Raw genomic sequence first — 23,090 nt, forward strand, 5'->3', positions numbered from 1 at the left:
TTTTATGCTTTCGAACAGGAGTCCTGATTCATGGCTGAACCACTATCCTTGCCACCGGTGCCCGAGCCACCGAAAGGTGAGCGCCTGAAAAACAAGGTCGTGCTGCTGACCGGCGCCGCCCAAGGCATCGGCGAAGCAATCGTCGCGACCTTCGCCTCGCAGCAGGCCAAACTGGTGATCAGCGATATCCAGGCTGAAAAGGTCGAGAAAGTCGCCGCGCACTGGCGCGAGCAGGGCGCCGATGTGCAGGCGATCAAGGCCGACGTCTCGCGTCAGCAGGATCTGCATGCCATGGCCAAACTGGCCATCGAGCTGCACGGCCGCATCGACGTGCTGGTGAATTGCGCCGGGGTCAATGTGTTCCGCGATCCGCTGGAAATGACCGAAGAAGACTGGAAACGCTGCTTCGCCATCGACCTCGACGGCGCCTGGTATGGCTGCAAGGCCGTATTGCCGCAGATGATCGAGCAAGGCATCGGCAGCATCATCAACATTGCGTCGACCCATTCCACGAACATCATTCCCGGCTGCTTTCCGTACCCGGTGGCCAAGCACGGCTTGCTCGGGCTGACCCGAGCGCTGGGCATCGAGTACGCGCCGAAGGGTATTCGGGTCAATGCGATTGCACCGGGCTACATCGAAACCCAACTCAACGTCGATTACTGGAACGGCTTTGCCGACCCGCACGCCGAACGTCAACGGGCTTTCGATCTGCATCCACCGAAACGCATCGGCCAGCCGATTGAAGTGGCGATGACCGCCGTGTTTCTGGCCAGCGATGAAGCGCCGTTCATCAATGCCTCTTGCATCACCATCGATGGTGGTCGCTCGGTGATGTACCACGACTGAGAAAAGGGGATTTCAGGCGGAAAGGTCCGCCTGAAATTCAATCATCATACGATATGACTATTGTCGTCATGATTCGCAGGAAACGCTTCGACCGCTTTAACGTTTTTCAAATAACGCTCAAGAAAAATAACAAGGAGTCTGCTTATGAAACGTCGTTTCGGGATTCGTACCCTGTGCAGTACCGCGCTGGCGGTTACTGCGTTCAGCCTGAGCAGTTCGCTGCTGGCCGCCGATCCGGTGAAGATCGGTTTCCTGGTCAAGCAGGCCGAAGAGCCGTGGTTCCAGACTGAATGGGCCTTCGCCGAGAAAGCTGCCAAGGACAAAGGCTTCGAGCTGATCAAGATCGCCGTGCCAGACGGCGAGAAAACCCTCTCGGCCATCGACAGCCTCGCGGCCAACGGCGCCAAGGGCTTCGTCATCTGCCCGCCGGACGTGTCCCTCGGCCCTGCGATCATGGCCAAGGCCAAGCTCAATGACCTGAAAGTGATCGCCGTCGACGACCGCTTCGTCGATGCCAATGGCAAATTCATGGAGGACGTTCCGTACCTCGGCATGGCCGCCTTCGAAGTCGGCCAGAAGCAGGGCGCCGCCATGGCCGCCGAAGCGAAAAAGCGTAACTGGGACTGGAAAGACACCTACGCGGTGGTCAACACCTACAACGAACTCGACACCGGCAAGAAGCGCACCGACGGCTCGATGAAGGCCCTCGAAGATGCTGGCATGCCGAAAGATCACATTCTGACGGCCGCCCTGAAAACCCTCGACGTGCCGGGCAGCATGGACGCCACCAACTCGGCGCTGGTCAAGCTGCCGGGCGCGGCGAAGAACCTGATCATCGGCGGCATGAACGACAACACCGTGCTCGGCGGCGTACGCGCCACCGAAGCCGCCGGGTTTGCCGCGGCCAATGTGATCGGCATCGGCATCAACGGCACCGACGCTATCGGCGAATTGAAAAAGCCTAACAGCGGCTTCTACGGTTCGATGCTGCCAAGCCCGCACATCGAAGGCTACAAGACCGCCGAGATGATGTACGAGTGGGTCACCACCGGCAAGGAACCGCCGAAGTACACCGCGATGGACGACGTCACCCTGATCACCCGCGACAACTTCAAGCAGGAGCTGGAGAAGATCGGCCTGTGGAACTGACGGCAGCGGCGGCCCGGGCAGCCGGGCCGCTTGAACGGTGTGATGAGGTGGCTTAAATGCACGCGCAAGTACAGACACAAGAACACAGTGCCAGCGGTAGCCTGCGTTTCAACGGGATCGGCAAGACCTTCCCGGGCGTGAAGGCGCTGGACGGCATCAGTTTCGTCGCTCACCCCGGGCAGGTTCACGCCTTGATGGGCGAGAACGGCGCCGGCAAATCGACCCTGCTGAAAATCCTCGGCGGCGCCTATATCCCGAGCAGCGGCGAGCTGCAGATCGGCGAGCGGACGATGGCGTTCAAGTCCACCGCCGACAGCATCGGCAGCGGCGTGGCGGTGATTCACCAGGAGCTGCATCTGGTGCCGGAAATGACCGTGGCCGAGAACCTGTTCCTCGGTCACCTGCCGGCCAGCTTCGGCCTGATCAATCGCGGCGCGTTGCGCCAGCAGGCATTGGCATGCCTCAAAGGCCTGGCCGATGAAATCGATCCGCAGACCAAGGTCGGACGCCTGTCCCTCGGTCAGCGGCAACTGGTGGAAATCGCCAAAGCGCTGTCCCGTGGCGCCCATGTGATTGCTTTTGACGAACCGACCAGCAGCCTCTCGGCGCGGGAAATCGACCGCTTGATGGCGATCATCGGCCGGCTGCGCGACGAGGGCAAAGTGGTGCTCTACGTCTCCCATCGCATGGAAGAAGTGTTCCGCATCTGCGACGCGGTGACGGTGTTCAAGGACGGTCGCTACGTGCGCACCTTCGACGACATGAGCCAGCTGACCCACGATCAATTGGTGACCTGCATGGTCGGGCGCGACATTCAGGACATCTACGATTATCGCGGTCGTCCGCGCGGTGCTGTGGCGCTGAGAGTCGATGGCTTGCTCGGCCCGGGCCTGCGCGAGCCGATCAGTTTCGATGCGCACAAAGGCGAGATTCTGGGCCTGTTCGGACTGGTCGGGGCCGGGCGCACCGAGCTGTTCCGGCTGCTCAGCGGTCTGGAGCGCAACACCGCCGGACGCCTAGAATTGCGCGGTCATGAACTGAAGCTGCGTTCACCCCGCGATGCGATTGCTGCCGGGATTCTGCTGTGCCCGGAAGACCGCAAGAAGGAAGGCATCATCCCGCTCGCCAGCGTCGCCGAGAACATCAACATCAGTGCGCGCGGTGCGCATTCCGGTCTCGGCTGCCTGCTGCGCGGAATCTGGGAGAAGGGCAACGCCGAGAAACAGATCAAGGCCCTGAAAGTGAAAACGCCCCACGCCGGGCAACAGATCAAGTTCCTGTCCGGCGGCAATCAGCAGAAAGCCATTCTCGGTCGCTGGCTGTCGATGCCGATGAAAGTGCTGCTGCTCGACGAGCCGACCCGGGGCATCGACATCGGTGCCAAGGCCGAGATCTACCAGATCATCCATAACCTGGCCGCCGACGGTATTTCGGTGATCGTGGTGTCCAGCGATCTGATGGAAGTCATGGGTATTTCCGACCGCATTCTGGTGCTGTGCGAGGGCGCCCTGCGTGGCGAAGTCAGCCGCGACCAGGCCAACGAATCCAACCTGCTGCAACTGGCTTTGCCGCGCCAACGCGCTGACGGCGTGGCGAACTGAGAGGTGACTATGATGACAACCCAAAACGAAACCCTGCCGACCGAGCGCAAACCTTTGGATATGCGGCGCTTCCTCGATGACTGGGTGATGCTGCTGGCGGCGGTGGGCATTTTTGTCGCCTGCACCTTGCTGATCGACAACTTCCTTTCGCCGCTGAACATGCGTGGCCTGGGGCTGGCGATCTCCACTACCGGGATCGCCGCGTGCACCATGTTGTATTGCCTGGCGTCGGGGCATTTCGACTTGTCGGTAGGTTCGGTAATCGCCTGCGCCGGGGTGGTGGCGGCGGTGGTGATGCGCGACACCAACAGCGTGTTTCTCGGCGTCAGCGCCGCGCTGGTGATGGGCCTGATTGTCGGCCTGATCAACGGCATCGTGATCGCCAAGTTGCGGGTCAACGCGTTGATCACGACGCTGGCGACCATGCAGATCGTCCGTGGCCTGGCTTACATCTTTGCCAACGGCAAAGCGGTGGGCGTCTCGCAGGAGTCGTTCTTCGTCTTTGGTAATGGTCAGTTGTTCGGTGTGCCGGTGCCGATCCTGATCACCATCGTCTGCTTCCTGTTTTTCGGCTGGCTGCTGAACTACACGACCTACGGGCGCAACACCATGGCCATCGGCGGCAACCAGGAGGCAGCGTTGCTGGCGGGGGTGAATGTTGATCGCACCAAGATCATCATCTTCGCGGTGCATGGCGTGATTGGTGCGTTGGCGGGGGTGATTCTGGCATCGCGGATGACGTCGGGTCAGCCGATGATTGGCCAAGGGTTTGAGCTGACGGTGATTTCGGCTTGCGTGTTGGGAGGGGTGTCGCTGAGTGGCGGGATCGGGATGATCCGGCATGTGATTGCCGGGGTGCTGATTCTGGCGATTATCGAGAATGCGATGAACCTGAAGAATATCGACACGTTTTATCAGTATGTGATTCGTGGGTCGATTTTGCTGTTGGCTGTGGTGATTGACCGTCTGAAACAGCGCTGAAATCAAAAGCTCCCTCATCGGAACGCCGCCCGCCCAGCCCTCTCCCGGAGGGAGAGGGAGCTGACCGAGGTGTCTTGCGCTCTACATTGACCTGAAGAATTCAGTCGATTATGGATTCAGCGAGCGGGCTCAGGTCGGCGTATCTCCCAAATATCCCCCATTCAGTTCCCTCTCCCTTCGGGAGAGGGCTAGGCGGGCGGCGTTCCGATGAGGGCGCTCTTGATCTTCCCGCCTTCCGTCACCCCACCCAAAATATCCCTTGCCCGCCCCAACCCGTTTCGGTTATCACTTTGTACATGATTAGACAGGTACGATTTGACAAGAAACAACGGGTGGTCGACGAGCTCGTCCGACGCATCGAAAGCGGCCTCATGGAGGACGGCTTTCTGTTGCCCGGCGAGCATCAGTTGGCTCAGGAATTCAACGTCAGCCGTGGCACGTTGCGCGAAGCGCTGGCCGAACTGAAACGGCGCAAATACATCGCCACGCAAAGCGGGGTCGGCTCCATCGTCACGTTTGACGGGGTGGTGCTCGACCAGCGCAGCGGCTGGGCCCAGGCCCTGGCCGACAGCGGGGCGATGATCAATACCGACGTGCTGCGCCTGGAAGCCGTGACGCGTGCAGATCTGCTTGCGCGTTTCGGCTCCGATCAATTCATTCTTCTTGAACGTCGCCGCCGTTCCAACGACGGCACGGCGGTGTCCCTTGAACGCTCTCTGATGCCCGCCAGCGGAGGCCTGGAAAGCCTGCCGCGAGTGGGCCTGATCGATAACTCCCTGACCATCACCCTGGCCGCCTACGGTTACATCGGCGAGCGCGGCGATCAGTGGATCGGTGCCGAACCGCTCAACGCCGTGGACGCCGAACTGCTCGGCCGCCCCGAAGGCACGGTGTTCCTCAAGGCGCTGCGAACCACCTACGACCGGCAGAACCGTTTCATGGAGCAGGTCGAAAGCCTGCTCGACCCAGTGCATTTCCGTCTGCACCTGCAATTTGGAGAATCGAAATGACCGCCCTCGACCGTGCCTTGGGCGCGTTTTATGGCCTTGCCCTGGGCGACGCGCTGGGCATGCCGACCCAATCCCTGAACCGCGAAACCATCAAGCAGCGCTTCGGCCAGATCACCGATCTACAGGACGCCGGGCCCTTGCAGCCGATTGCCGCGAACATGCCCAAGGGCTCGATCACCGATGACACCGAACAGGCGATTCTGGTCGGCGAGTTGCTGGTCGCAGGCAAGGGCCGGATCGAACCGGCGGTGCTCGCGCAACGGTTGATCGAATGGGAAGCCGAGATGCAGGCCAAGGGCTCGCAGGACTTGCTCGGCCCGTCGACCAAGCGTGCGATCGAAATGATCCTCGCCGGCCACTCGCCGGAAGAGGCCGGGCGCTACGGCACCACCAATGGCGCCGCGATGCGTATCACCCCGGTGGGCATCGCGGCGGATGTCGCCGACCCCGATCGCTTTATCGCGGCGGTGGTGCAGGCCTGTCAGGTCACTCACAACACCACGCTGGGGATTTCCAGCGCGGCGGCGGTGGCGGCGGTGGTCTCGGCCGGCATCAACGGTCTGGATCTGGGTGAGGCGCTGAACCTCGGCCAGCAGATCGCCCAGCAAGCAGAATCGCACGGACACTGGGTGGCCGGCGGGCGCATCGCCTCGCGGATCAGTTGGGCGCGCAGCATCAGTGTCGAGAGCGACCCGGTGTTGCTCGCGGATCTGCTGTACGACGTGATCGGCACCTCGGTGGCCTCGCAGGAGTCGGTGGTGGTGTCGTTCGCCCTCGCGCAGCAAGTCGCGGTCGGTGAAATGACGCCGTTCGATGCGCTGTGCATGGCCGCGAGCCTCGGTGGCGACACTGACACCATCGCCGCGATTCTCGGTGCCATGCTCGGGGCCTGCCTGGGCTTGCAGAGCTGGCCGGCACCGATGATCGAGACGGTGAAGGCCGTCAATGGTCTGGAGCTGGAACCGTTGGTGCAGGGACTTTTGGCCTTGCGTTGACCGGGCTGACGCCATCGTCGGATCGCCGCCCGGAGCAGGCTCGCTCCCACAGGGGTAACGCCGTACTTGTGGGAGCGAGCCTGCTCGCGATGGACGCACCACAAACCCTGAATATTCACCCGCAATGGATCGCGCAGACAGGCCCAGGAAGGGCGGGATGCCTTGTCGTTCTGCGTCATTGCCACAACCACAATAAAGGCAAACAGGAGCATTTTTCATGAGTTCATCGACCGCCGGACAAAGCGCCGGGCAACTGGAAACCCGGGGCATCGAACCGGTGCCGGAAGGCGAGTGCAACGGCCATCCACTGCAACTGTTCTGGGTCTGGTTCGCGGCCAACATTTCCATCCTCGGCCTGCCGCTGGGCGCCACGCTGGTTGCGTTTCGCGGCCTGGCGATCTGGCAGGCGATCATCGTCGCGATCCTCGGCGCTGCCGGTTCGTTCGCGGTGGTGGGGATCATCTCGATTGCCGGCCGTCGCGGTCGTGCGCCGAGCCTGACCCTGTCGCGAGCGATCTTCGGTGTGCGCGGCAATATCGGTCCGACGCTGGTGTCGCTGATGTCGCGCCTGGGCTGGGAAACCGTCAACACCACCACCGCCGCGTTCGTGCTGCTGTCGCTTTGCTCGATCCTGTTCGGCTCGCCGGTGGAAGCCAAAAGCGCGCCGGTGCTGACCCTGATCTTCATCGCGATTTTCGTGCTGCTGACCCTGTCGGTATCCGGCCTCGGCCACGCCACGTTGCTGGTGATCCAGAAGTGGGCGACCTACGTGTTCGGTGCGCTGAACATTTTGGTGGGCGGCTTCCTCTGCGCGACCATCGACTGGAGCGCGGTGTTCAACGCCACGCCGGCGCCGATGAGCGCGATGATCATCGGCATCGGCACCATGGCCGCCGGCACCGGGATCGGCTGGGCGAATGCCGGCGCCGACATGTCGCGCTATCAGCATCGCAGCGTCAAAGCCGTGCGCCTGGTGGCTTCGGCGGCGTTCGGCGCGGGGATTCCGCTGGTGCTGCTGATCACCCTCGGCGGCCTGCTCTCGGTGGGCAACAACGACCTGGCATCGGCGACTGATCCGATCGTGGCGATCCGCGACATGCTGCCGACCTGGATGGCCGTGCCGTACCTGATCACCGCATTCGGTGGCCTGCTGCTGTCGAACAACCTGTCGGTGTACTCCGCCGGCCTGACCACGCTGACCCTCGGCCTGAAGGTCAAGCGCGTATACGCGGTGGTGGTCGACATCGTGGCGATCTTCGCCGGTTCGATCTACTTCATGCTGATCGCCGACAGTTTCTACGGTCCGTTCATTACCTTCATTTCCCTGCTGGCAGTGCCGATCACTGCGTGGGTCGGGATCTTCGTGGTCGACCTGATTCACCGTCACTACTACAGCCCGAAAGACCTGCTCGACGTCAGCCCGAGCAGCGCCTATTGGTACAGCGGCGGCATCGAGTGGCGCGCATTCGGCGCGTGGGCGATCGCCATCGTGCTGGGCTTCAGTTTCACCACCATCGGCACCACGGCTGAAAATGTCTGGTTCAAGGGCTTCCTGTCCGACTCGTGGCTGGGCCATAACGGCCTCGGCTGGATCGTGACGTTCGTGGTCGCCGGCGGCATTTACTTCGTACTCGGCGGGGCGAGAGATCGCCGCGCTGCGCAATCCGAGAATGCTCATGCCTAAGATGTTGCACACCGGTCAGGTCATCATCGACCTGGTCATGGCTGTGGAGGCGCTGCCGCAGATCGGCGGTGACGTGCTGGCGCAGTCCGCCAGTTTCGAAGCCGGCGGCGGCTTCAATGTGATGGCTGCCGCCGCGCGTAACGGCTTGCCGGTGGTCTACCTGGGTCGCCACGGCAATGGTCGTTTCGGTGATCTGGCGCGGCAGGCGATGAACGCCGAAGGCATTTGCATCGGCATCGATCAACCTGCAGAGCGTGACACCGGGATCTGCGTGGCGCTGACCGATGCGTCGGCGGAACGCAGCTTCATTTCCTACATCGGCGCCGAAGGTGAAGTCACGGCGGCGGAACTGAACAGCGTTGCCGCCGAGGCGGGGGACTATGTCTACGTCAGCGGCTACAGCCTGCTGCACAGCGGCAAGGCCCAGGCATTGCTGGACTGGACGCTGGCGCTGCCGAAGACGATCAATGTGGTGTTCGATCCGGGCCCGCTGGTGGAATCGCCGGACTCACCGATGATGCAGGCGTTGCTGCCGCGCATCGATGTGTGGACCAGCAACAGCGTCGAGGCGCTGCGTTTCACTGGCGCGGCGGACATCGAAACCGCGCTGGACCGCTTGGCCGTGCACCTGCCGCCGGAGGTGCTGATGGTGGTACGCGACGGCCCGCAGGGTTGCTGGATTCATCAGCGCGGTGAACGTCAGCATGTGCCGGGTTTCAAGGTGCAGGCAGTGGACAGCAACGGCGCGGGCGATGCGCATGCCGGCGTATTCGTCGCCGGGCTGGCGCAAGGACTGGCCGCTCACGAAGCCGCAAGGCGCGCCAACGCTGCGGCTGCGTTAGCGGTCACTCGCTGGGGCCCGGCGACCGCTCCTAGCACTGCCGAGGTTGATGTGTTGATCAGCAAAAAATGCACTGACTGAACGATCGCAATCGCTGGCTTGCCAGCGATAAGGCCTTCAGCCGTTACATCCAGTCTGGACCTAGCCGGCTCTGCGCAACGCCGCAATCAACTCATCTTTACGCATCGACGAACGCCCTGGGATTTTCCGCTCCCGGGCCTCCTTCCTCAGGCTGTCGACAGTCTGCGCTTCGCGTGAAGCCTTGCTGTCGCGCGAATGTCCCTCACGACTCACCGCCGCGCGCCGCGCTGATTCCTTGCGATCCTCGGCCTTGGCATTGGCCGGTTTCCGACGCCCGGAACCTCCGGCCTTCTCGCCGCCGCCGGACTGTTTGTTCACTGTCGCCCAAGCGCGGGCCTCGGCTTCATCCTTGGACATCCCTTTGTTCTGATAGCTGTCTTCGATGTGTTCGGCTTTGCGCTTCTGTTCTTCAGTGTATTTGGCTTTGCTTCCACGAGGCATGGCGAGTCTCCTGGTGGTTGGATGAATCTCGGTATGAACCGGCGCAGGCAATGCATTCGAACACTGCCTGCGCCAGTGACCGCAAGCGTCAGGTATCGAGTTTACGCGCCGCTTCCACACCCGCAGCGCTGAGCTTGATCGGCAGATTCAGCGAATGCTCTCCCGCTTCATTGCAAGTGATGTGTCCGTGGTGAATCAGTCCACGCTCCTGCAGGGCGGCGAGGGCACTGGCCACGACTTTCTCGCCGCGATAATTGTCCAGCACCTCTTTGCCGAGGCCGCTTGGGTGGGCATGCAACAGGCGGGTGAGGACTTCTTTTTCCAGGTTTTTATCGACGTTCATGGTTACCTCTTCAGGGAAGTGGATAAGACACGTTGCGTGGATGAAGCACGGATCACTGTCCTGCGCCTTCAGAGCCCGAACCACCCGTGGTGGTTTTCGAGCCGACGCCGGGACCGGCGTTGTCGGGGGCAGCCGGAGAGTCAGGGGTGTTCATGCCGCCCTGGCGTCCGGGATCGCTGCCTTGAGTGCGAGGATCGGTTCCCGTGGCGGGTGGCTGATTGATCAGCGGTACACCGGAACCGTCGGTATTCATACCGGGGGCACTGTTGATGGCGGGTGCTCTTGGCTGGGTAACCGGATCGGTCGGCCCGGTACCGGCGGCGGTAGTCGAGGCGGCGAATACCGCCGGGCTGAGGAGGGTAGCGAATACGAGCGCAGTCAACCTTGACGAGATCATAGGGTGTCTCCAGTGATTGAAATCCTTACCTCCTTTTGGTCTGCCCTCGTGAAAGATTGGTGCCTGATGATCGACGAACGGTTCAGAAGGGCTGAGCGCTTTCGAGGCCGATCTCTTCCTTGAATTGGTCCATGAAACCTTTCAGGCGTTGATGACGGAGCTGTGCCAGACGTTGGCCGGCAACGGTCTGGAATCCGTCGGCGAGGTGCAGCAGTTTGGTCTGGAAATGGTCGAGGCAGAATCGCTTGTCGTCGTAGTCCCTTTCCCGGGCCTCGGGATCGTGCGGGTCGTACAGCGCGCTGCCCATGCGTCCGGCGGTGTAAAAGGTGCGGGCGACGCCGAGCATGCCGAGGGAGTCGAGACGGTCGGCGTCCTGCACCAGTCGCGCTTCGAGGGTGAGCGGGGCGATGTTGGCGGAAAAGCTGTGGGCCTCGATGGCGTGGGTGACAGCGTCGATATTGGCTTCGGGCCAATGCATGTTCGCCAGCACCTTCGAGGCTTTTTCCGCGGCCAGACGCGATGCCTGTGAGCGCAGCGGCGAGTTCTTTTCCACCGCCACACAATCGTGCAGCAGCACGGCCGCGAGCAGCACTTCAAGGTCGCCGCCTTCGTCGGCCTGCAAGGTGCGCGCGTTGTGCCAGACCCGTTGCAGATGCGACAGATCATGAGCGCCGTCTTCCGACGGTTCCAGCGCGTGGGGCAGCAGTTCGGCGGCGAGTGAGGCCAGTGGTTCGAATGCGTTCATGAAAATCCTTCAGACCAGTCGAAAATCCCTGTGGGAGGGTAGTGTTTGCTTTGCCATGTGACGAGCGTCGCGCGCCGCCTTAGTATGGCGTTTTCCTTTTTCCGACAAGGCCCGTCCATGACGATCGAAATCCGCCCGGCGACCCCCAGCGATGCACCGCAAATCCTCGCGTTCATCACTGAACTTGCAGACTTCGAAAAGGCCCGTCACGAAGTCATCGCCAGTGTTGCCGACATCGAACGCAGCCTGTTCAGCGAAGGCGCCACGGCCCATGGCCTGATCTGCCTGCGCGACGGCTTGCCAATCGGTTTTGCGGTGTTCTTCTTCAGCTATTCGACCTGGCTGGGCAGCAACTGCCTGTACCTCGAAGACCTCTACATCACCCCGGAACAACGGGGCGGTGGCGCCGGTAAAACCCTGCTGCGCCACCTCGCGAAAATCGCCTGCGCCAACGACTGCGGCCGCTTCGAATGGAGCGTGCTGGACTGGAACACCCCGGCCATCGAATTCTACAAATCCCTTGGTGCCCAGCCGCAGGAGGAGTGGGTGCGTTACCGCATGGATGGCAAGGTATTGCGGGAGTTTGCCGAGGGCAACTGAGCCGACGTAAAAGATCGCAGCCTTCGGCAGCTACTGCAGAGAAAGTCGATACCCCTGCAGGAGCTGTCGAAGGCTGCGATCTTTTTTTGCCTTCGTCCCACAATATGGGAGTGATATTTATATATTGAGATTTATCCGCGCTCAGGTTTATAGTCCAGCTCACTCACTGCCAATAACAAAACAGGTGAAGCGATGCTGGCGCAATTGATCGCGCTCGATTGGGGGACGACCTCACTACGTGCTTACAAACTCGCGGCGGGCGGACAGGTGCTGGCGCAGCGTTCGCTGTCGTTCGGGATCATGCAGTTGCCGAAGACGCCACGGGTCATCAACGGTCGCGAATGCGCCGAGGGTTTTGAACTGGCGTTCGACGAGGCGTGCGGCGACTGGCTCGACGCGCAACCCGGCTTGCCGGTGATTGCCTGCGGCATGGTTGGCAGCGCTCAGGGCTGGCGCGAAGCGTCCTACCGCGATACGCCGGCCAACGTCGCCGATCTCGGAAAATCCCTGCAAACCGTTCGCAGCCTTCGCGGTGTCGATGTGCACATCGTGCCCGGTGTGATTCAGCGTTCGACGCTGCCGAACGTGATGCGCGGCGAGGAAACCCAGGTCCTCGGCGTCCTGCAGAATCTGCCGGTCGAGGCGGGCAATGATCTGCTGATCGGCCTGCCCGGCAGTCATTCGAAATGGGTGGAAGTGGCCGACGGCTGCATCACCCGTTTCGACACCTTCATGACCGGCGAAGTGTTTGCCGTGCTCAGTGAACACAGCATTCTCGGCCGTACCCAACAGCACAGCGCGACGTTCGACGCCGACGCCTTCGATCGCGGCGTGCAGGTGGCGTTATCGGCGGAGGGCGAGATCGGCGTGCTGTCGACCCTGTTCAGCGCCCGCAGCCTGGGCCTGACCGGCGAACTCGGCGCCACCGCGCAACCGGACTATCTGTCCGGCCTGCTGATCGGCCATGAGCTGACAGCATTGGCCGCCGTACAACGACGCCGGCGCAACAGCAAACAGCTTCCTTCGATCATCCTCATCGGCAACGCGCATTTGTGCGCCCGTTACAGCCGGGCCCTCGACGCCTGCGGTTTCGCCCGGGTGACCCTGGCCGAGCAAGCCACCGAGCGTGGTCTGTGGCAACTGGCGCTCGCCGCCGGACTGATCGATTCCTCATCCCGTTAACCCTGACTGGAGGCCTGACATGCTCAAGCAAGCACTGGCGCAAAACGGTCTGATCGCGATCCTGCGCTGCCTGCATCCGCAGGAAGCCGCCGCTGTCGGAGAAGTCCTGTATGCGGCCGGATTTCGCGTCATCGAAGTACCGCTCAATTCCCCCGCGCCGTACGAAAGCATTCGCATCCTGCGTAAGACCTTGCCTGCCGATTGCCTGATCGGTGCCGGCACGGTGCTGACCCCGGAACAAGTGGAATTGGTGAAGGAGGCCGGCGGCCAGGTCATCGTCATGCCCCACAGCGATGCCAAGGTGTTGCGGGCCGCGAAAGCGGCGGGGCTGTACCTGTCGCCCGGCGTCGCCACGCCGACCGAAGCCTTTGCGGCGCTGGAGGAGGGGGCGGACATTCTCAAGCTGTTCCCGGCCGAACAGATGGGCCCGGCAGTGGTGAAAGCCTGGCTGGCGGTGTTGCCGGTCGGGACGATTCTGGCGCCGGTCGGCGGCATCACGCCGGACAACATGCAGGCGTTCATCGACGCTGGCGTCAAAGGCTTCGGCCTCGGGTCCGGGCTGTTCAAGCCGGGCATGACGACTGAGCAAGTGGCGGCCAATGCCAAGGCCTACGTGACGGCCTGGAAAGCCCTTCGCTAAGACTTTTCCGGCGCTGCGTGCGCTGCATCTAACAAGAGAGACAAGCAGATGAAAATCACCAAACTCACCACCTTCATCGTCCCGCCGCGCTGGTGCTTCCTGAAAGTCGAAACCGACGAAGGTGTGACCGGTTGGGGCGAGCCCGTGGTCGAGGGCCGCGCCCACACCGTCGCGGCTGCAGTCGAGGAATTGTCCGACTACCTGATCGGCAAAGACCCACGCAATATCGAAGACATTTGGACCGTGCTGTATCGCGGCGGCTTCTACCGGGGCGGCGCGATCCACATGAGCGCGCTCGCCGGTATCGATCAGGCGTTGTGGGATATCAAGGGCAAGGCGCTGGGTGTGTCGGTCAGCGACCTGCTCGGTGGTCAGGTGCGGGACAAGATCCGCGTGTATTCGTGGATCGGCGGCGACCGTCCGGCGGACACGGCGCGGGCCGCGAAAGAGGCGGTGGGTCGTGGTTTTACGGCGGTGAAAATGAACGGCACCGAGGAGCTGCAATTTCTCGATACCTTCGAAAAAGTCGATCTGGCGCTGGCCAACGTTGCCGCCGTGCGCGATGCGGTGGGGCCGAACGTCGGCATCGGTGTCGACTTCCATGGCCGGGTGCACAAACCGATGGCCAAGGTCCTGATGAAGGAACTCGACCCGTACAAACTGATGTTCATCGAAGAGCCGGTGCTCAGCGAAAACTATGAAGCGCTGAAGGAGCTGGCACCGCTGACCAGCACGCCGATTGCCCTCGGCGAGCGGCTGTTTTCACGCTGGGACTTTAAACGGGTGTTGAGCGAAGGTTACGTCGACATCATCCAGCCGGATGCGTCCCACGCCGGCGGCATCACCGAGACCCGCAAGATCGCCAACATGGCCGAAGCCTACGACGTGGCGCTGGCACTGCACTGCCCGCTGGGGCCGATTGCACTGGCGGCGTGTCTGCAACTGGACGCCGCTTGTTACAACGCGTTTATCCAGGAGCAGAGCCTGGGCATCCATTACAACGAGAGCAATGACCTGCTCGACTATGTGAAGGATCCACGGGTGTTCGACTACGACAAGGGCTTCGTGAAAATCCCCAACGGCCCGGGCCTGGGGATCGAGATCAACGAGGAATACGTGATCGAACGCGCGGCGGTCGGCCACCGCTGGCGCAACCCGATCTGGCGGCATGCCGATGGCAGTTTTGCCGAGTGGTGAGTCGCTGACTCTCTGCCGCATCCAGTAAGTCAGATCTCCAGGGAGCGGAGATCTGCATACCCTCGACCTCAATAAACATAAGAAGAGGCGCTCCTCATGCAACCGCAAACCCTCACCGGGCAAGCGACGTTAGTCACGCCCAGCCGCAAGCGATTTTTCATCATGGTGTTGCTGTTCATCACCGTGGTCATCAACTACCTCGACCGCAGCAACCTGTCGATTGCCGCCCCTGCACTGACGACGGATCTGGGCATCGATCCGGTACACGTCGGACTTATCTTCTCGGCGTTCGGCTGGACCTACGCCGCCATGCAGATCCCCGGCGGCTGGCTGGTGGACCGGGTGCCGCCACGCATCCTTTATAGCGTCGCACTGTTGCTGTGGTCGTTGGCCACGGTGATGCTCGGTTTCGCCGCCAGTTTCATCGCGCTGTTCGTGCTGCGCATGGCGGTCGGTGCGCTGGAAGCGCCGGCGTACCCGATCAACAGCCGCGTGGTGACGACCTGGTTCCCCGAGCGTGAGCGGGCCACGGCCATCGGGTTCTACACCTCCGGGCAGTTTGTCGGGCTGGCGTTCCTGACCCCGGTGCTGGCGTGGCTGCAACATGAATTTGGCTGGCACATGGTATTTGTCGCGACCGGCGCGGTGGGCATCATCTGGGCGGTGATCTGGTACGCGGTGTATCGCGAGCCGCGTGATTTCAAAGGCGCCAACCAAGGCGAAATCGACCTGATCCGCGAGGGCGGCGGACTGGTGGATATCGCGGCCGAAACTGCCAAGGTGAAGGCAAAATTCAGCTGGACCGATCTCGGCATCGTCCTCAGTAAACGCAAGTTGTGGGGGATCTATCTAGGCCAGTTCTGCCTGAACTCGACGCTGTGGTTTTTCCTGACGTGGTTCCCGACCTACCTGGTGAAGTATCGCGGCATGGACTTCATCAAGTCCGGTCTGCTGGCGTCGCTGCCGTTTCTCGCCGCGTTCATCGGCGTGCTGTGCTCCGGGTTCTTTTCCGACTTCCTGATTCGCCGTGGTTGCACCGTCGGGTTTGCGCGCAAGCTGCCGATCATTGGCGGGCTGCTGATTTCCACCTCGATCATCGGCGCCAACTTCGTCGAGTCGACGCCGTTGGTGATTTCCTTCCTGGCCCTGGCGTTTTTCGGCAACGGGCTGGCGTCGATTACCTGGTCGCTGGTCTCGACACTGGCGCCGGCGCGGTTGCTGGGCCTGACCGGCGGGGTGTTCAACTTCATCGGCAATCTGTCGGCGATTGCCACGCCGATTGTCATCGGCTTCCTGGCCAGCGGTGACTCGTTCGCGCCGGCGATCACCTACATCGCGGTTCTGGCATTGATCGGTGCTTTGTCCTACGTGCTGTTGGTGGGCAAGGTCGAGCGCATCGAGTTGTAGTCGGCTATGTCGGGCGACCATAATGCCGCCCGTTCCCTCGCTCAACGCTAAAGGCTGGATATGCAGGAAGACGCCCCAAAAACCGCCAAGGACGCCGCGCCGACTGGCACCCAAACCCTGCTTCGCGGGTTGGGTGTGGTGCAGGCCGTCGCCAGTGGCGCCCGCGATCTCAAAGAGATTGCCCGCCTGATCGGCACCACGCGCAGCACCACCCATCGTCTGGCCAGTTGTCTGGTGGACGAGCGCTACCTGCGCGTCGTGCCGCAAGTCGGTTATCTGCTGGGGCCTAAGCTGATCGAACTGGGTTTCCAGGCGCGTGAAGAGTTGCCGCTGGTGACGTTGGCCGGGCCGTATCTGGACGAGTTGTCGGCGCTGACCGGCGACACCGTTCACCTGGGCATTCGTGAAGGCGACGAGGTGCTGTACCTGTTGAAGAATCCGGGGCGCAACGGCCCGGAAATGCGCTCGCGGGTCGGCCATCGCATGCCGTTGGCGCGGACCGGGATCGGCAAGGCGCTGATGCTGGATGACGCGCCGCAGGACTGGCAGCGCCTGTACGACATCAGCCTGCCGGCGGGTGGGAAAAGTCAGTTCTGGCCGCAGCATCCCCAGCAGTCGTGGGAGCAGCTGGAGCAACGGATGACCGAGTACGTGGCCGGCGGCTACGCGTTCGATCTGGAAGACAACGAGCCGTCGATCCGTTGCGTGGCGGCGCCGATCCGCGACGCGAGCAAGCGCATCGTCGCGGCGATCAGCATCGCCAGCACGGTGCCGTACATGCCGCTGGAAAAAATGGCCGAGCTGATTCCCCTGATCAAAGGGGTCACGGCCCGGCTCTCGGCAGAACTGGGGTTGAAGATTTAAAGCTTCAACGTCGCCATATCGATCACGAAGCGGTACTTCACATCACCGGCAATCATGCGGGCGTAAGCTTCGTTGATCTGGCGGATGTCGAGCATTTCGATGTCGCAGCTGATGTTGTGCTCGGCGCAGAAATCCAGCACTTCCTGGGTTTCGGCGACGCCCCCGATCAACGAGCCGGCCAGTACGCGACGACCCAGCACCAGTTTCGCGGCGTGGACCGGCGGATCGATCGGTTCGATCAGGCCCACCAGAATGTGCACGCCGTCGAAGCGCAGGGTGTCGAGGTACGGGTTGAGGTCGTGCTGGACCGGAATGGTATCCAGCAGGAAATCGAAGCGACCGGCTGCAGCTTTCATTTGCTCTTCGTCGGTGGACACGATGACGTGATCGGCGCCCTGACGACGACCTTCCTCGGCCTTGCTCGCCGAACGGGTGAACAGCGTGACTTCTGCGCCCATGGCCTTGGCGAACTTGATGCCCATGTGGCCGAGGCCACCCATGCCGAGAATCCCGACCTTGTCGCCGGCCTTCACGCCATAGTGCTTGAGTGGCGAGTAGGTGGTGATGCCGGCGCAGAGAATCGGTGCAGCGGCCGCCAGGTCCAGCTTCTCGGGAATGCGCACCACGAAGTGTTCGCTGACCACGATGCTGTCCGAATAACCGCCCATGGTGTTGCTGCCATCGACCCGGTCCGGGGTGGCATAGGTCATGGTCGGGCCTTCGAGGCAGTATTGCTCGAGGTTCGACTGGCAGGCTTCGCAGGTGCGGCAGGAGTCGACCATGCACCCGACGCCAACCAGATCGCCTACCTTGTGTTTAGTGACATTCGCACCGACGGCGGTGACTTTTCCGACGATCTCGTGGCCGGGCATCAACGGGTAAACGGCGATGCCCCATTCGTTGCGCGCCTGGTGGATGTCGGAGTGGCAGACGCCGCAGTACAGGATTTCGATGGCGACGTCGTCGGCCCGAGGGCTGCGGCGTTCGAACTTCATCGGGGCGAGGGGCGTGGTGGCCGTTTGAGCGGCATAGCCGATGGCGGTGTACATGTGAAACCTCGCAAAAGCAGTGACAAGTGAGGCGGCGCATTCTGGGCGCCGTCCGCTTGTCCGGCCATGGCGATTCCTCCGGGTGTCATGCCTAATCCTCCGGCATGCGGGGTTGATCGGTCGCATTGGCAAAAGGATCTGCGATGATGCTTTTATCCCTTTTTCCATGATTTTTTCTGAAGAGCCACCCGATGCAATTGACCCGTCACCTTGATGCCAACGCCACCCTGGTTTCGCTGATCGAACCGCTGGCGCTGCGCGATGGTTACAGCCAGACCGGGCTGCCGGGCGTGCAGGTTTTGCGCGCCAGTTGCGACGTCGCCCGTGGCCCGCACATTTATGAGCCGAGCCTGATGATCATCGCCCAGGGCAGCAAATTGGCGTATCTGGGGCCGCGCACCATGGAGTACGGCGCCGGGCATTACCTGATCCAGGCCTTGCCGGTGCCGTTCGAGTGCGAGACCTATGCGTTGCCGGATGCGCCGTTGCTCGGCGTATCGGTGGCGATCGACCGGGTGCTGCTCGGCGAACTGGTGCTGGCCATGGGGCTGGCGCCGGGGCGGCATATTCCGGCGCAGACCCCGGAGTCGATGACGTCGGTGGTGCTTGATGATGACATGCGTGGTTGTGTCGAACGCTTGCTGCGTTGTCTGCACGATCCGCTGGAATGCCAGATTCTCGGCCCGGCGCGGGTGCGGGAGTTATTGTTCGTCGCGTTGCGCGGTCCCCAGGCTGATGTGCTGCGGGCACTGGTGGAGCAGCAGGGGCAGTTTGCGCGAGTGGCGGCTTCGATCAGTCATCTGCATGCGCATTACACCGAGCCATTGAATGTCGAGACATTGGCCGGTTGCGCGAACATGAGCGTTTCGACCTTTCACGAACACTTCAAACGCAGCACGTTGCTGTCGCCAGTGCAGTATCTGAAGCGTTTACGTTTGTTGAAGGCGCAGACGTTGTTGATCGCCGAAGGACTGGGCGTGGCACAGGTGGCGCATCGGGTGGGGTATCAGAGCACGTCGCAGTTCAGTCGCGAGTACAAACGCTATTTCGAGCGCAGTCCAGGGGATGAACGCGCGGCTTGATCTTTTACAAAACGCAGGCAACAAAAAGGCCCCCGTTTCGGGAGCCTTGATGTTCAGCGATTCGACTTACATATTCGGGTAGGTCGGACCGCCGGCGCCTTCCGGCGCAACCCAGGTGATGTTCTGCGAAGGGTCCTTGATGTCACAGGTCTTGCAGTGCACGCAGTTCTGAGCGTTGATCTGGAAGCGTTTCTCGCCGTCTTCCTTGGTGATCACCTCATACACGCCGGCCGGGCAATAGCGCTGCGCCGGCTCGTCGTACAGCGGCAGGTTCTTCGCCAGCGGAATGCTCGGGTCGGTCAGTTTCAGGTGGCACGGCTGTTCTTCTTCATGGTTGGTACCGGAGATGAACACCGAGCTCAGCTTGTCGAAGCTGATCTTGCCGTCGGGTTTCGGGTAGTCGATCTTCTTGCAGTCGGCCGCGAGCTTGAGGCAGGCGTAGTCCGGCTTGGTGTCGTGCAGGGTGAACGGCAGTTTGCCGCCGAAGATGTTCTGATCCAGCCAGTTGAAACCGCCGCCGACGATGGCGCCGAACTTGTGGATCGCCGGGCCGAAGTTGCGGCTGGCGAACAGTTCTTCGTAGAGCCAGCTCTGCTTGAAGGCGTCGACGTAAGTGGTCAGCTCTTCAGTGCCGTCCTTGTCAGCGAACAGTGCGTCGGCCACGGATTCAGCGGCGAGCATGCCGGACTTCATCGCGGTGTGGCTGCCCTTGATCTTGGCGAAGTTCAGGGTGCCGAGGTCGCAACCGATCAGTGCGCCGCCCTTGAACACCATCTTCGGCAACGAGTTCAGGCCACCCTTGCAGATTGCGCGAGCGCCGTAACTGATGCGCTTGCCGCCTTCCAGATACTGCTTCAGTACCGGGTGATGCTTGAGGCGCTGGAATTCGTCGAACGGCGACAGGTAGGTGTTGCTGTAGGAAAGATCGACGATCAGACCGACCACCACCTGGTTGTTTTCCAGGTGATAGAGGAAGGAGCCGCCGGTGTTCTCGGTGCCCATGATGTCCATCGGCCAACCGGCGGTGTGCACCACCAGGCCTGGCTGGTGTTTGGCCGGGTCGATTTCCCAGATTTCCTTCAGGCCGATGCCGTAGTGCTGGGCGTCGGCGTCGCTGTCGAGGTTGTAGCGCTTGATCAACTGCTTGCCGATGTGGCCACGGCAGCCTTCGGCGAACAGCGTGTACTTGCCACGCAGTTCCATGCCTGGGGTGTACAGGCCTTCTTTCGGATGACCTTCGCGGTCGACGCCGAGGTCGCCGGTGATGATCCCGCGTACCACGCCGTTTTCATCGATCAGCGCTTCCTGAGCGGCGAAGCCCGGGTAGATTTCCACGCCCAGGTTTTCGGCCTGCTGAGCGAGCCAGCGGCACAGGTTGCCGAGGGAGATAATGTAGTTGCCTTCGTTGTGCATGGTCTTGGGCACAAAGAAGTCAGGGATTTTTTGCGCGCTTTCGGCGTTTTTCAGCACGAAGATGTCATCGCGGGTGACGGGCGTGTTCAGCGGGGCGCCGAGTTCTTTCCAGTCCGGGAACAGTTCGTTCAGGGCCCGTGGTTCGAATACGGCACCGGACAGGATGTGTGCGCCGACTTCGGAGCCTTTTTCGACCACGCAGACGCTGATTTCCTTACCGGCTTCGGCGGCCTTCTGCTTCAGACGGCAGGCGGCGGACAGGCCAGCGGGGCCGGCACCGACGATGACCACGTCGAATTCCATGTATTCGCGTTCCACAGGCTATCTCCTACTCAAGGCTCAACAGTTTTTTTTCTAATTTGGAGGTTCGGTGTCGTATCCGTTATTGCCTTTACGTTAACGTCAAGGGTAATAATGGGCAAACCACCTTTCTCTCTAGGCGGCGCATTATATCTACACCACTCTTAGCGTCCAATACAAACGTTTGTTTGAATTGGCTCCAGCCCAGAGAAATCAAAGAAGCGCGGCTTATGACAGGGCATTTTGGCGTATTGACCAGAATGGGCGTTCCGGTCAAGATACGGGCGGTTTTGCGCTCGCCGTAGGCTGAATGGTGGTTTCAAGAGCACCTCTAAAGACAGGGCGTAGGCGGTAACCGGTGATGCGCAGCGCAAGTTTGGCGCGCAGTTTACACACCGCGAGGCGGCATGACTCGTCGGTCACGACTGACGAACGGTCATCCCGCTCAGCCGACGTTTTTAGAGGTGCCCTTGTGCCCGATGAGCATCAACCGCCAGGTTCGCCTAGGCGACTTTCTTTTCACCGGAGAGTAACGAGGAATCCATGAAGGTTCTTGTAGCTGTCAAACGCGTTGTGGATTACAACGTCAAGGTTCGCGTCAAGGCGGACAATTCCGGCGTAGACCTCGCCAACGTCAAGATGTCGATGAACCCGTTCTGCGAAATCGCAGTGGAAGAAGCCGTACGCCTGAAAGAAAAAGGCGTTGCGACTGAAATCGTCGTCGTCTCCATCGGCCCGTCCACCGCTCAGGAACAGCTGCGTACCGCACTGGCTCTGGGTGCCGACCGCGCCATCCTCGTCGAATCCGCTGAAGACCTGACTTCCCTGGCCGTGGCCAAGCTGCTCAAGGCCGTGGTCGACAAGGAACAGCCTCAGCTGGTGATCTTGGGCAAACAGGCCATCGACAGCGACAACAACCAGACCGGCCAGATGCTCGCTGCACTGAGCGGCTACGGTCAGGGCACTTTCGCCTCGAAAGTCGAAGTTTCCGGCGACAGCGTTGCCGTGACCCGCGAAATCGACGGCGGCGCGCAGACTGTCTCCCTGAAGTTGCCAGCGATCGTCACCACCGACCTGCGTTTGAACGAGCCGCGCTATGCGTCCCTGCCAAACATCATGAAAGCCAAGAAGAAGCCTCTCGAGATGCTGACTCCGGACGCTTTGGGCGTTTCCACCGCCTCCACCAACAAGACCCTGAAAGTCGAAGCGCCGGCTGCACGCAGCGCGGGCATCAAGGTCAAGTCGGTGGCTGAACTGGTCGAGAAACTGAAAAACGAAGCGAAGGTAATCTAAATGACTATCTTGGTTATTGCTGAACACGACAACAAAGTGCTGGCTCCGGCCACCCTGAACACCGTGGCTGCCGCTGCCAAAATCGGCGGCGACATCCACGTTCTGGTTGCCGGCCAGGGTGCTGGCGCCGTGGCTGAAGCCGCCGCGAAAATCGCAGGCGTGAGCAAAGTCCTGAACGCTGACAATGCTGCCTACGCGCATCAGCTGCCGGAAAACGTTGCTCCGCTGGTAGCCGAACTGGGCGCTGGTTACAGCCACATCCTGGCTGCCGCCACTTCCAACGGCAAAAACATCCTGCCGCGCGTTGCCGCCCAGCTGGACGTTGACCAGATCTCCGAGATCATCTCGGTAGAAAGCGCTGACACCTTCAAGCGTCCGATCTACGCCGGTAACGCCATCGCTACTGTGCAATCGACCGCTGCGATCAAAGTGATCACCGTGCGTGCCACCGGTTTCGATCCGGTTGCCGCTGAAGGCGGTTCCGCTTCGGTTGAATCCGTTGCTGCTGCTCACAACGCCGGCACTTCCAGCTTCGTCAGCGAAGAACTGGCCAAGTCCGATCGTCCTGAGCTGACCGCTGCCAAGATCGTCGTTTCCGGCGGCCGCGGCATGCAGAACGGTGACAACTTCAAACACCTGTACGCCCTGGCCGACAAGCTGGGCGCTGCCGTCGGTGCTTCCCGTGCAGCGGTCGACGCAGGTTTCGTACCGAACGACATGCAGGTCGGCCAGACCGGCAAGATCGTTGCGCCACAGCTGTACATCGCCGTCGGTATCTCCGGCGCGATCCAGCACCTGGCCGGCATGAAAGACTCCAAAGTGATCGTTGCGATCAACAAGGACGAAGAAGCACCGATCTTCCAGGTGGCCGATTACGGCCTGGTGGCGGATCTGTTCGAAGCCGTACCTGAGCTGGAGAAGCTGGTCTAATCCGGCCGCTTCACTT

At 61.5% G+C, this 23,090-nt stretch carries 23 protein-coding genes; 17 read left to right on the plus strand and 6 right to left on the minus strand.

Features of this window, described 5'->3' with window-relative positions:
- Nucleotides 1-30: 30 nt before the first annotated feature.
- The 8 genes from CAF76_RS12930 to CAF76_RS12965 all read left to right on the plus strand — a co-directional run bounded on the left by CAF76_RS12930 (nt 31) and on the right by CAF76_RS12965 (nt 9,191).
- A complete protein-coding gene (locus tag CAF76_RS12930) occupies nt 31-849 on the plus strand; it encodes an SDR family oxidoreductase (protein WP_011335425.1) in 819 nt (272 codons plus the stop codon).
- A gap of 144 nt (nt 850-993) precedes the next feature.
- A complete protein-coding gene (locus tag CAF76_RS12935) occupies nt 994-1,998 on the plus strand; it encodes a substrate-binding domain-containing protein (protein WP_085647456.1) in 1,005 nt (334 codons plus the stop codon).
- Nucleotides 1,999-2,054: 56 nt separating this feature from the next.
- On the plus strand, nt 2,055-3,599 hold the full coding sequence (araG, locus tag CAF76_RS12940; protein WP_039770641.1) for an L-arabinose ABC transporter ATP-binding protein AraG: 1,545 nt from the start codon (nt 2,055-2,057) through the stop codon (nt 3,597-3,599).
- A gap of 12 nt (nt 3,600-3,611) precedes the next feature.
- Nucleotides 3,612-4,580, plus strand: coding sequence for an L-arabinose ABC transporter permease AraH (gene araH, locus CAF76_RS12945; protein WP_011335422.1), 969 nt, complete (start codon nt 3,612-3,614; stop codon nt 4,578-4,580).
- Between the two features lie 296 nt (nt 4,581-4,876).
- The gene (locus CAF76_RS12950) at nt 4,877-5,590 is read left to right on the plus strand and encodes a GntR family transcriptional regulator (RefSeq protein ID WP_064598527.1); all 714 of its coding nucleotides are present in this window, start codon (nt 4,877-4,879) and stop codon (nt 5,588-5,590) included.
- Nucleotides 5,587-6,585, plus strand: coding sequence for an ADP-ribosylglycohydrolase family protein (locus tag CAF76_RS12955; protein WP_085647458.1), 999 nt, complete (start codon nt 5,587-5,589; stop codon nt 6,583-6,585). The genes CAF76_RS12950 and CAF76_RS12955 overlap by 4 nt, the downstream gene beginning before the upstream one ends.
- A 217-nt stretch (nt 6,586-6,802) precedes the next feature.
- Nucleotides 6,803-8,269, plus strand: a complete 1,467-nt coding sequence (locus CAF76_RS12960; RefSeq protein ID WP_085647459.1) for a cytosine permease — start codon at nt 6,803-6,805, stop codon at nt 8,267-8,269.
- Nucleotides 8,262-9,191: a PfkB family carbohydrate kinase gene (locus tag CAF76_RS12965; RefSeq protein WP_085647461.1), complete on the plus strand. Its 930-nt coding sequence runs from the start codon at nt 8,262-8,264 to the stop codon at nt 9,189-9,191. Before CAF76_RS12960 ends, CAF76_RS12965 begins: the two co-directional genes overlap by 8 nt.
- Nucleotides 9,192-9,251: 60 nt before the next feature.
- On the opposite strand, the gene CAF76_RS12970 is transcribed toward CAF76_RS12965, so the two are convergent.
- The 4 genes from CAF76_RS12970 to CAF76_RS12985 all read right to left on the minus strand — a co-directional run bounded on the left by CAF76_RS12970 (nt 9,252) and on the right by CAF76_RS12985 (nt 11,117).
- Entirely contained in the window at nt 9,252-9,632 is a 381-nt protein-coding gene (locus tag CAF76_RS12970) for a Rho termination factor N-terminal domain-containing protein (RefSeq protein WP_085647463.1), read from the minus strand.
- Between the two features lie 88 nt (nt 9,633-9,720).
- On the minus strand, nt 9,721-9,975 hold the full coding sequence (locus CAF76_RS12975; RefSeq protein WP_011335416.1) for a hypothetical protein: 255 nt from the start codon (nt 9,973-9,975) through the stop codon (nt 9,721-9,723).
- Nucleotides 9,976-10,027: 52 nt separating this feature from the next.
- Entirely contained in the window at nt 10,028-10,372 is a 345-nt protein-coding gene (locus CAF76_RS12980; protein ID WP_064598512.1) for a hypothetical protein, read from the minus strand.
- An 82-nt stretch (nt 10,373-10,454) separates the two neighbouring features.
- Nucleotides 10,455-11,117 (minus strand): HD domain-containing protein, encoded by a 663-nt coding sequence (locus tag CAF76_RS12985; RefSeq protein WP_143491838.1) that lies wholly within the window; start codon nt 11,115-11,117, stop codon nt 10,455-10,457.
- A 117-nt stretch (nt 11,118-11,234) separates the two neighbouring features.
- On the opposite strand from CAF76_RS12985, the gene CAF76_RS12990 reads away from it, so the two are divergent.
- From CAF76_RS12990 to CAF76_RS13015, 6 genes are all read left to right on the plus strand, one after another.
- Nucleotides 11,235-11,717 (plus strand): GNAT family N-acetyltransferase, encoded by a 483-nt coding sequence (locus tag CAF76_RS12990; protein ID WP_039770630.1) that lies wholly within the window; start codon nt 11,235-11,237, stop codon nt 11,715-11,717.
- Between the two features lie 192 nt (nt 11,718-11,909).
- A complete protein-coding gene (locus tag CAF76_RS12995; protein ID WP_085647467.1) occupies nt 11,910-12,899 on the plus strand; it encodes a 2-dehydro-3-deoxygalactonokinase in 990 nt (329 codons plus the stop codon).
- A gap of 19 nt (nt 12,900-12,918) precedes the next feature.
- Nucleotides 12,919-13,539, plus strand: coding sequence for a 2-dehydro-3-deoxy-6-phosphogalactonate aldolase (locus CAF76_RS13000; protein ID WP_085647469.1), 621 nt, complete (start codon nt 12,919-12,921; stop codon nt 13,537-13,539).
- A 48-nt stretch (nt 13,540-13,587) separates the two neighbouring features.
- On the plus strand, nt 13,588-14,736 hold the full coding sequence (dgoD, locus tag CAF76_RS13005; RefSeq protein WP_007950849.1) for a galactonate dehydratase: 1,149 nt from the start codon (nt 13,588-13,590) through the stop codon (nt 14,734-14,736).
- Between the two features lie 96 nt (nt 14,737-14,832).
- Nucleotides 14,833-16,143: an MFS transporter gene (locus CAF76_RS13010; RefSeq protein WP_085647471.1), complete on the plus strand. Its 1,311-nt coding sequence runs from the start codon at nt 14,833-14,835 to the stop codon at nt 16,141-16,143.
- Nucleotides 16,144-16,203: 60 nt separating this feature from the next.
- Complete coding sequence (locus tag CAF76_RS13015) at nt 16,204-17,007, plus strand: IclR family transcriptional regulator (RefSeq protein ID WP_085647473.1); 804 nt, start codon at nt 16,204-16,206, stop codon at nt 17,005-17,007.
- On the opposite strand, the gene CAF76_RS13020 is transcribed toward CAF76_RS13015, so the two are convergent.
- The gene (locus tag CAF76_RS13020; RefSeq protein WP_011335405.1) at nt 17,004-18,056 is read right to left on the minus strand and encodes an NAD(P)-dependent alcohol dehydrogenase; all 1,053 of its coding nucleotides are present in this window, start codon (nt 18,054-18,056) and stop codon (nt 17,004-17,006) included. The genes CAF76_RS13015 and CAF76_RS13020 overlap by 4 nt on opposite strands.
- Nucleotides 18,057-18,247: 191 nt before the next feature.
- On the opposite strand from CAF76_RS13020, the gene CAF76_RS13025 reads away from it, so the two are divergent.
- Complete coding sequence (locus CAF76_RS13025; protein ID WP_074688074.1) at nt 18,248-19,138, plus strand: AraC family transcriptional regulator; 891 nt, start codon at nt 18,248-18,250, stop codon at nt 19,136-19,138.
- 66 nt (nt 19,139-19,204) lie between these two features.
- On the opposite strand, the gene CAF76_RS13030 is transcribed toward CAF76_RS13025, so the two are convergent.
- Nucleotides 19,205-20,869 (minus strand): electron transfer flavoprotein-ubiquinone oxidoreductase, encoded by a 1,665-nt coding sequence (locus CAF76_RS13030; protein WP_064598497.1) that lies wholly within the window; start codon nt 20,867-20,869, stop codon nt 19,205-19,207.
- Between the two features lie 525 nt (nt 20,870-21,394).
- On the opposite strand from CAF76_RS13030, the gene CAF76_RS13035 reads away from it, so the two are divergent.
- Both CAF76_RS13035 and CAF76_RS13040 read left to right on the plus strand, forming a co-directional pair.
- Entirely contained in the window at nt 21,395-22,144 is a 750-nt protein-coding gene (locus CAF76_RS13035) for an electron transfer flavoprotein subunit beta/FixA family protein (RefSeq protein ID WP_085647475.1), read from the plus strand.
- Nucleotides 22,145-23,074, plus strand: a complete 930-nt coding sequence (locus tag CAF76_RS13040) for an electron transfer flavoprotein subunit alpha/FixB family protein (RefSeq protein WP_085647477.1) — start codon at nt 22,145-22,147, stop codon at nt 23,072-23,074. It abuts the gene before it with no gap.
- Nucleotides 23,075-23,090: the final 16 nt, after the last annotated feature.

The organism is Pseudomonas sp. B40(2017) (assembly GCF_002112855.1).
Taxonomy (GTDB): Bacteria; Pseudomonadota; Gammaproteobacteria; order Pseudomonadales; family Pseudomonadaceae; genus Aquipseudomonas; species Aquipseudomonas pharyngis.

What these genes read in the sequence shown, in the direction of transcription:
- CAF76_RS12930 (WP_011335425.1), top strand. Translation starts at nt 31, where the DNA reads ATGGCTGAACCACTATCCTTGCCACCGGTGCCCGAGCCACCGAAAGGT.
- CAF76_RS12935 (WP_085647456.1), top strand. Translation starts at nt 994, where the DNA reads ATGAAACGTCGTTTCGGGATTCGTACCCTGTGCAGTACCGCGCTGGCG.
- araG (WP_039770641.1), top strand. Translation starts at nt 2,055, where the DNA reads ATGCACGCGCAAGTACAGACACAAGAACACAGTGCCAGCGGTAGCCTG.
- araH (WP_011335422.1), top strand. Translation starts at nt 3,612, where the DNA reads ATGACAACCCAAAACGAAACCCTGCCGACCGAGCGCAAACCTTTGGAT.
- CAF76_RS12950 (WP_064598527.1), top strand. Translation starts at nt 4,877, where the DNA reads ATGATTAGACAGGTACGATTTGACAAGAAACAACGGGTGGTCGACGAG.
- CAF76_RS12955 (WP_085647458.1), top strand. Translation starts at nt 5,587, where the DNA reads ATGACCGCCCTCGACCGTGCCTTGGGCGCGTTTTATGGCCTTGCCCTG.
- CAF76_RS12960 (WP_085647459.1), top strand. Translation starts at nt 6,803, where the DNA reads ATGAGTTCATCGACCGCCGGACAAAGCGCCGGGCAACTGGAAACCCGG.
- CAF76_RS12965 (WP_085647461.1), top strand. Translation starts at nt 8,262, where the DNA reads ATGCCTAAGATGTTGCACACCGGTCAGGTCATCATCGACCTGGTCATG.
- CAF76_RS12970 (WP_085647463.1), bottom strand. Translation starts at nt 9,632, where the DNA reads ATGCCTCGTGGAAGCAAAGCCAAATACACTGAAGAACAGAAGCGCAAA.
- CAF76_RS12975 (WP_011335416.1), bottom strand. Translation starts at nt 9,975, where the DNA reads ATGAACGTCGATAAAAACCTGGAAAAAGAAGTCCTCACCCGCCTGTTG.
- CAF76_RS12980 (WP_064598512.1), bottom strand. Translation starts at nt 10,372, where the DNA reads ATGATCTCGTCAAGGTTGACTGCGCTCGTATTCGCTACCCTCCTCAGC.
- CAF76_RS12985 (WP_143491838.1), bottom strand. Translation starts at nt 11,117, where the DNA reads ATGAACGCATTCGAACCACTGGCCTCACTCGCCGCCGAACTGCTGCCC.
- CAF76_RS12990 (WP_039770630.1), top strand. Translation starts at nt 11,235, where the DNA reads ATGACGATCGAAATCCGCCCGGCGACCCCCAGCGATGCACCGCAAATC.
- CAF76_RS12995 (WP_085647467.1), top strand. Translation starts at nt 11,910, where the DNA reads ATGCTGGCGCAATTGATCGCGCTCGATTGGGGGACGACCTCACTACGT.
- CAF76_RS13000 (WP_085647469.1), top strand. Translation starts at nt 12,919, where the DNA reads ATGCTCAAGCAAGCACTGGCGCAAAACGGTCTGATCGCGATCCTGCGC.
- dgoD (WP_007950849.1), top strand. Translation starts at nt 13,588, where the DNA reads ATGAAAATCACCAAACTCACCACCTTCATCGTCCCGCCGCGCTGGTGC.
- CAF76_RS13010 (WP_085647471.1), top strand. Translation starts at nt 14,833, where the DNA reads ATGCAACCGCAAACCCTCACCGGGCAAGCGACGTTAGTCACGCCCAGC.
- CAF76_RS13015 (WP_085647473.1), top strand. Translation starts at nt 16,204, where the DNA reads ATGCAGGAAGACGCCCCAAAAACCGCCAAGGACGCCGCGCCGACTGGC.
- CAF76_RS13020 (WP_011335405.1), bottom strand. Translation starts at nt 18,056, where the DNA reads ATGTACACCGCCATCGGCTATGCCGCTCAAACGGCCACCACGCCCCTC.
- CAF76_RS13025 (WP_074688074.1), top strand. Translation starts at nt 18,248, where the DNA reads ATGCAATTGACCCGTCACCTTGATGCCAACGCCACCCTGGTTTCGCTG.
- CAF76_RS13035 (WP_085647475.1), top strand. Translation starts at nt 21,395, where the DNA reads ATGAAGGTTCTTGTAGCTGTCAAACGCGTTGTGGATTACAACGTCAAG.
- CAF76_RS13040 (WP_085647477.1), top strand. Translation starts at nt 22,145, where the DNA reads ATGACTATCTTGGTTATTGCTGAACACGACAACAAAGTGCTGGCTCCG.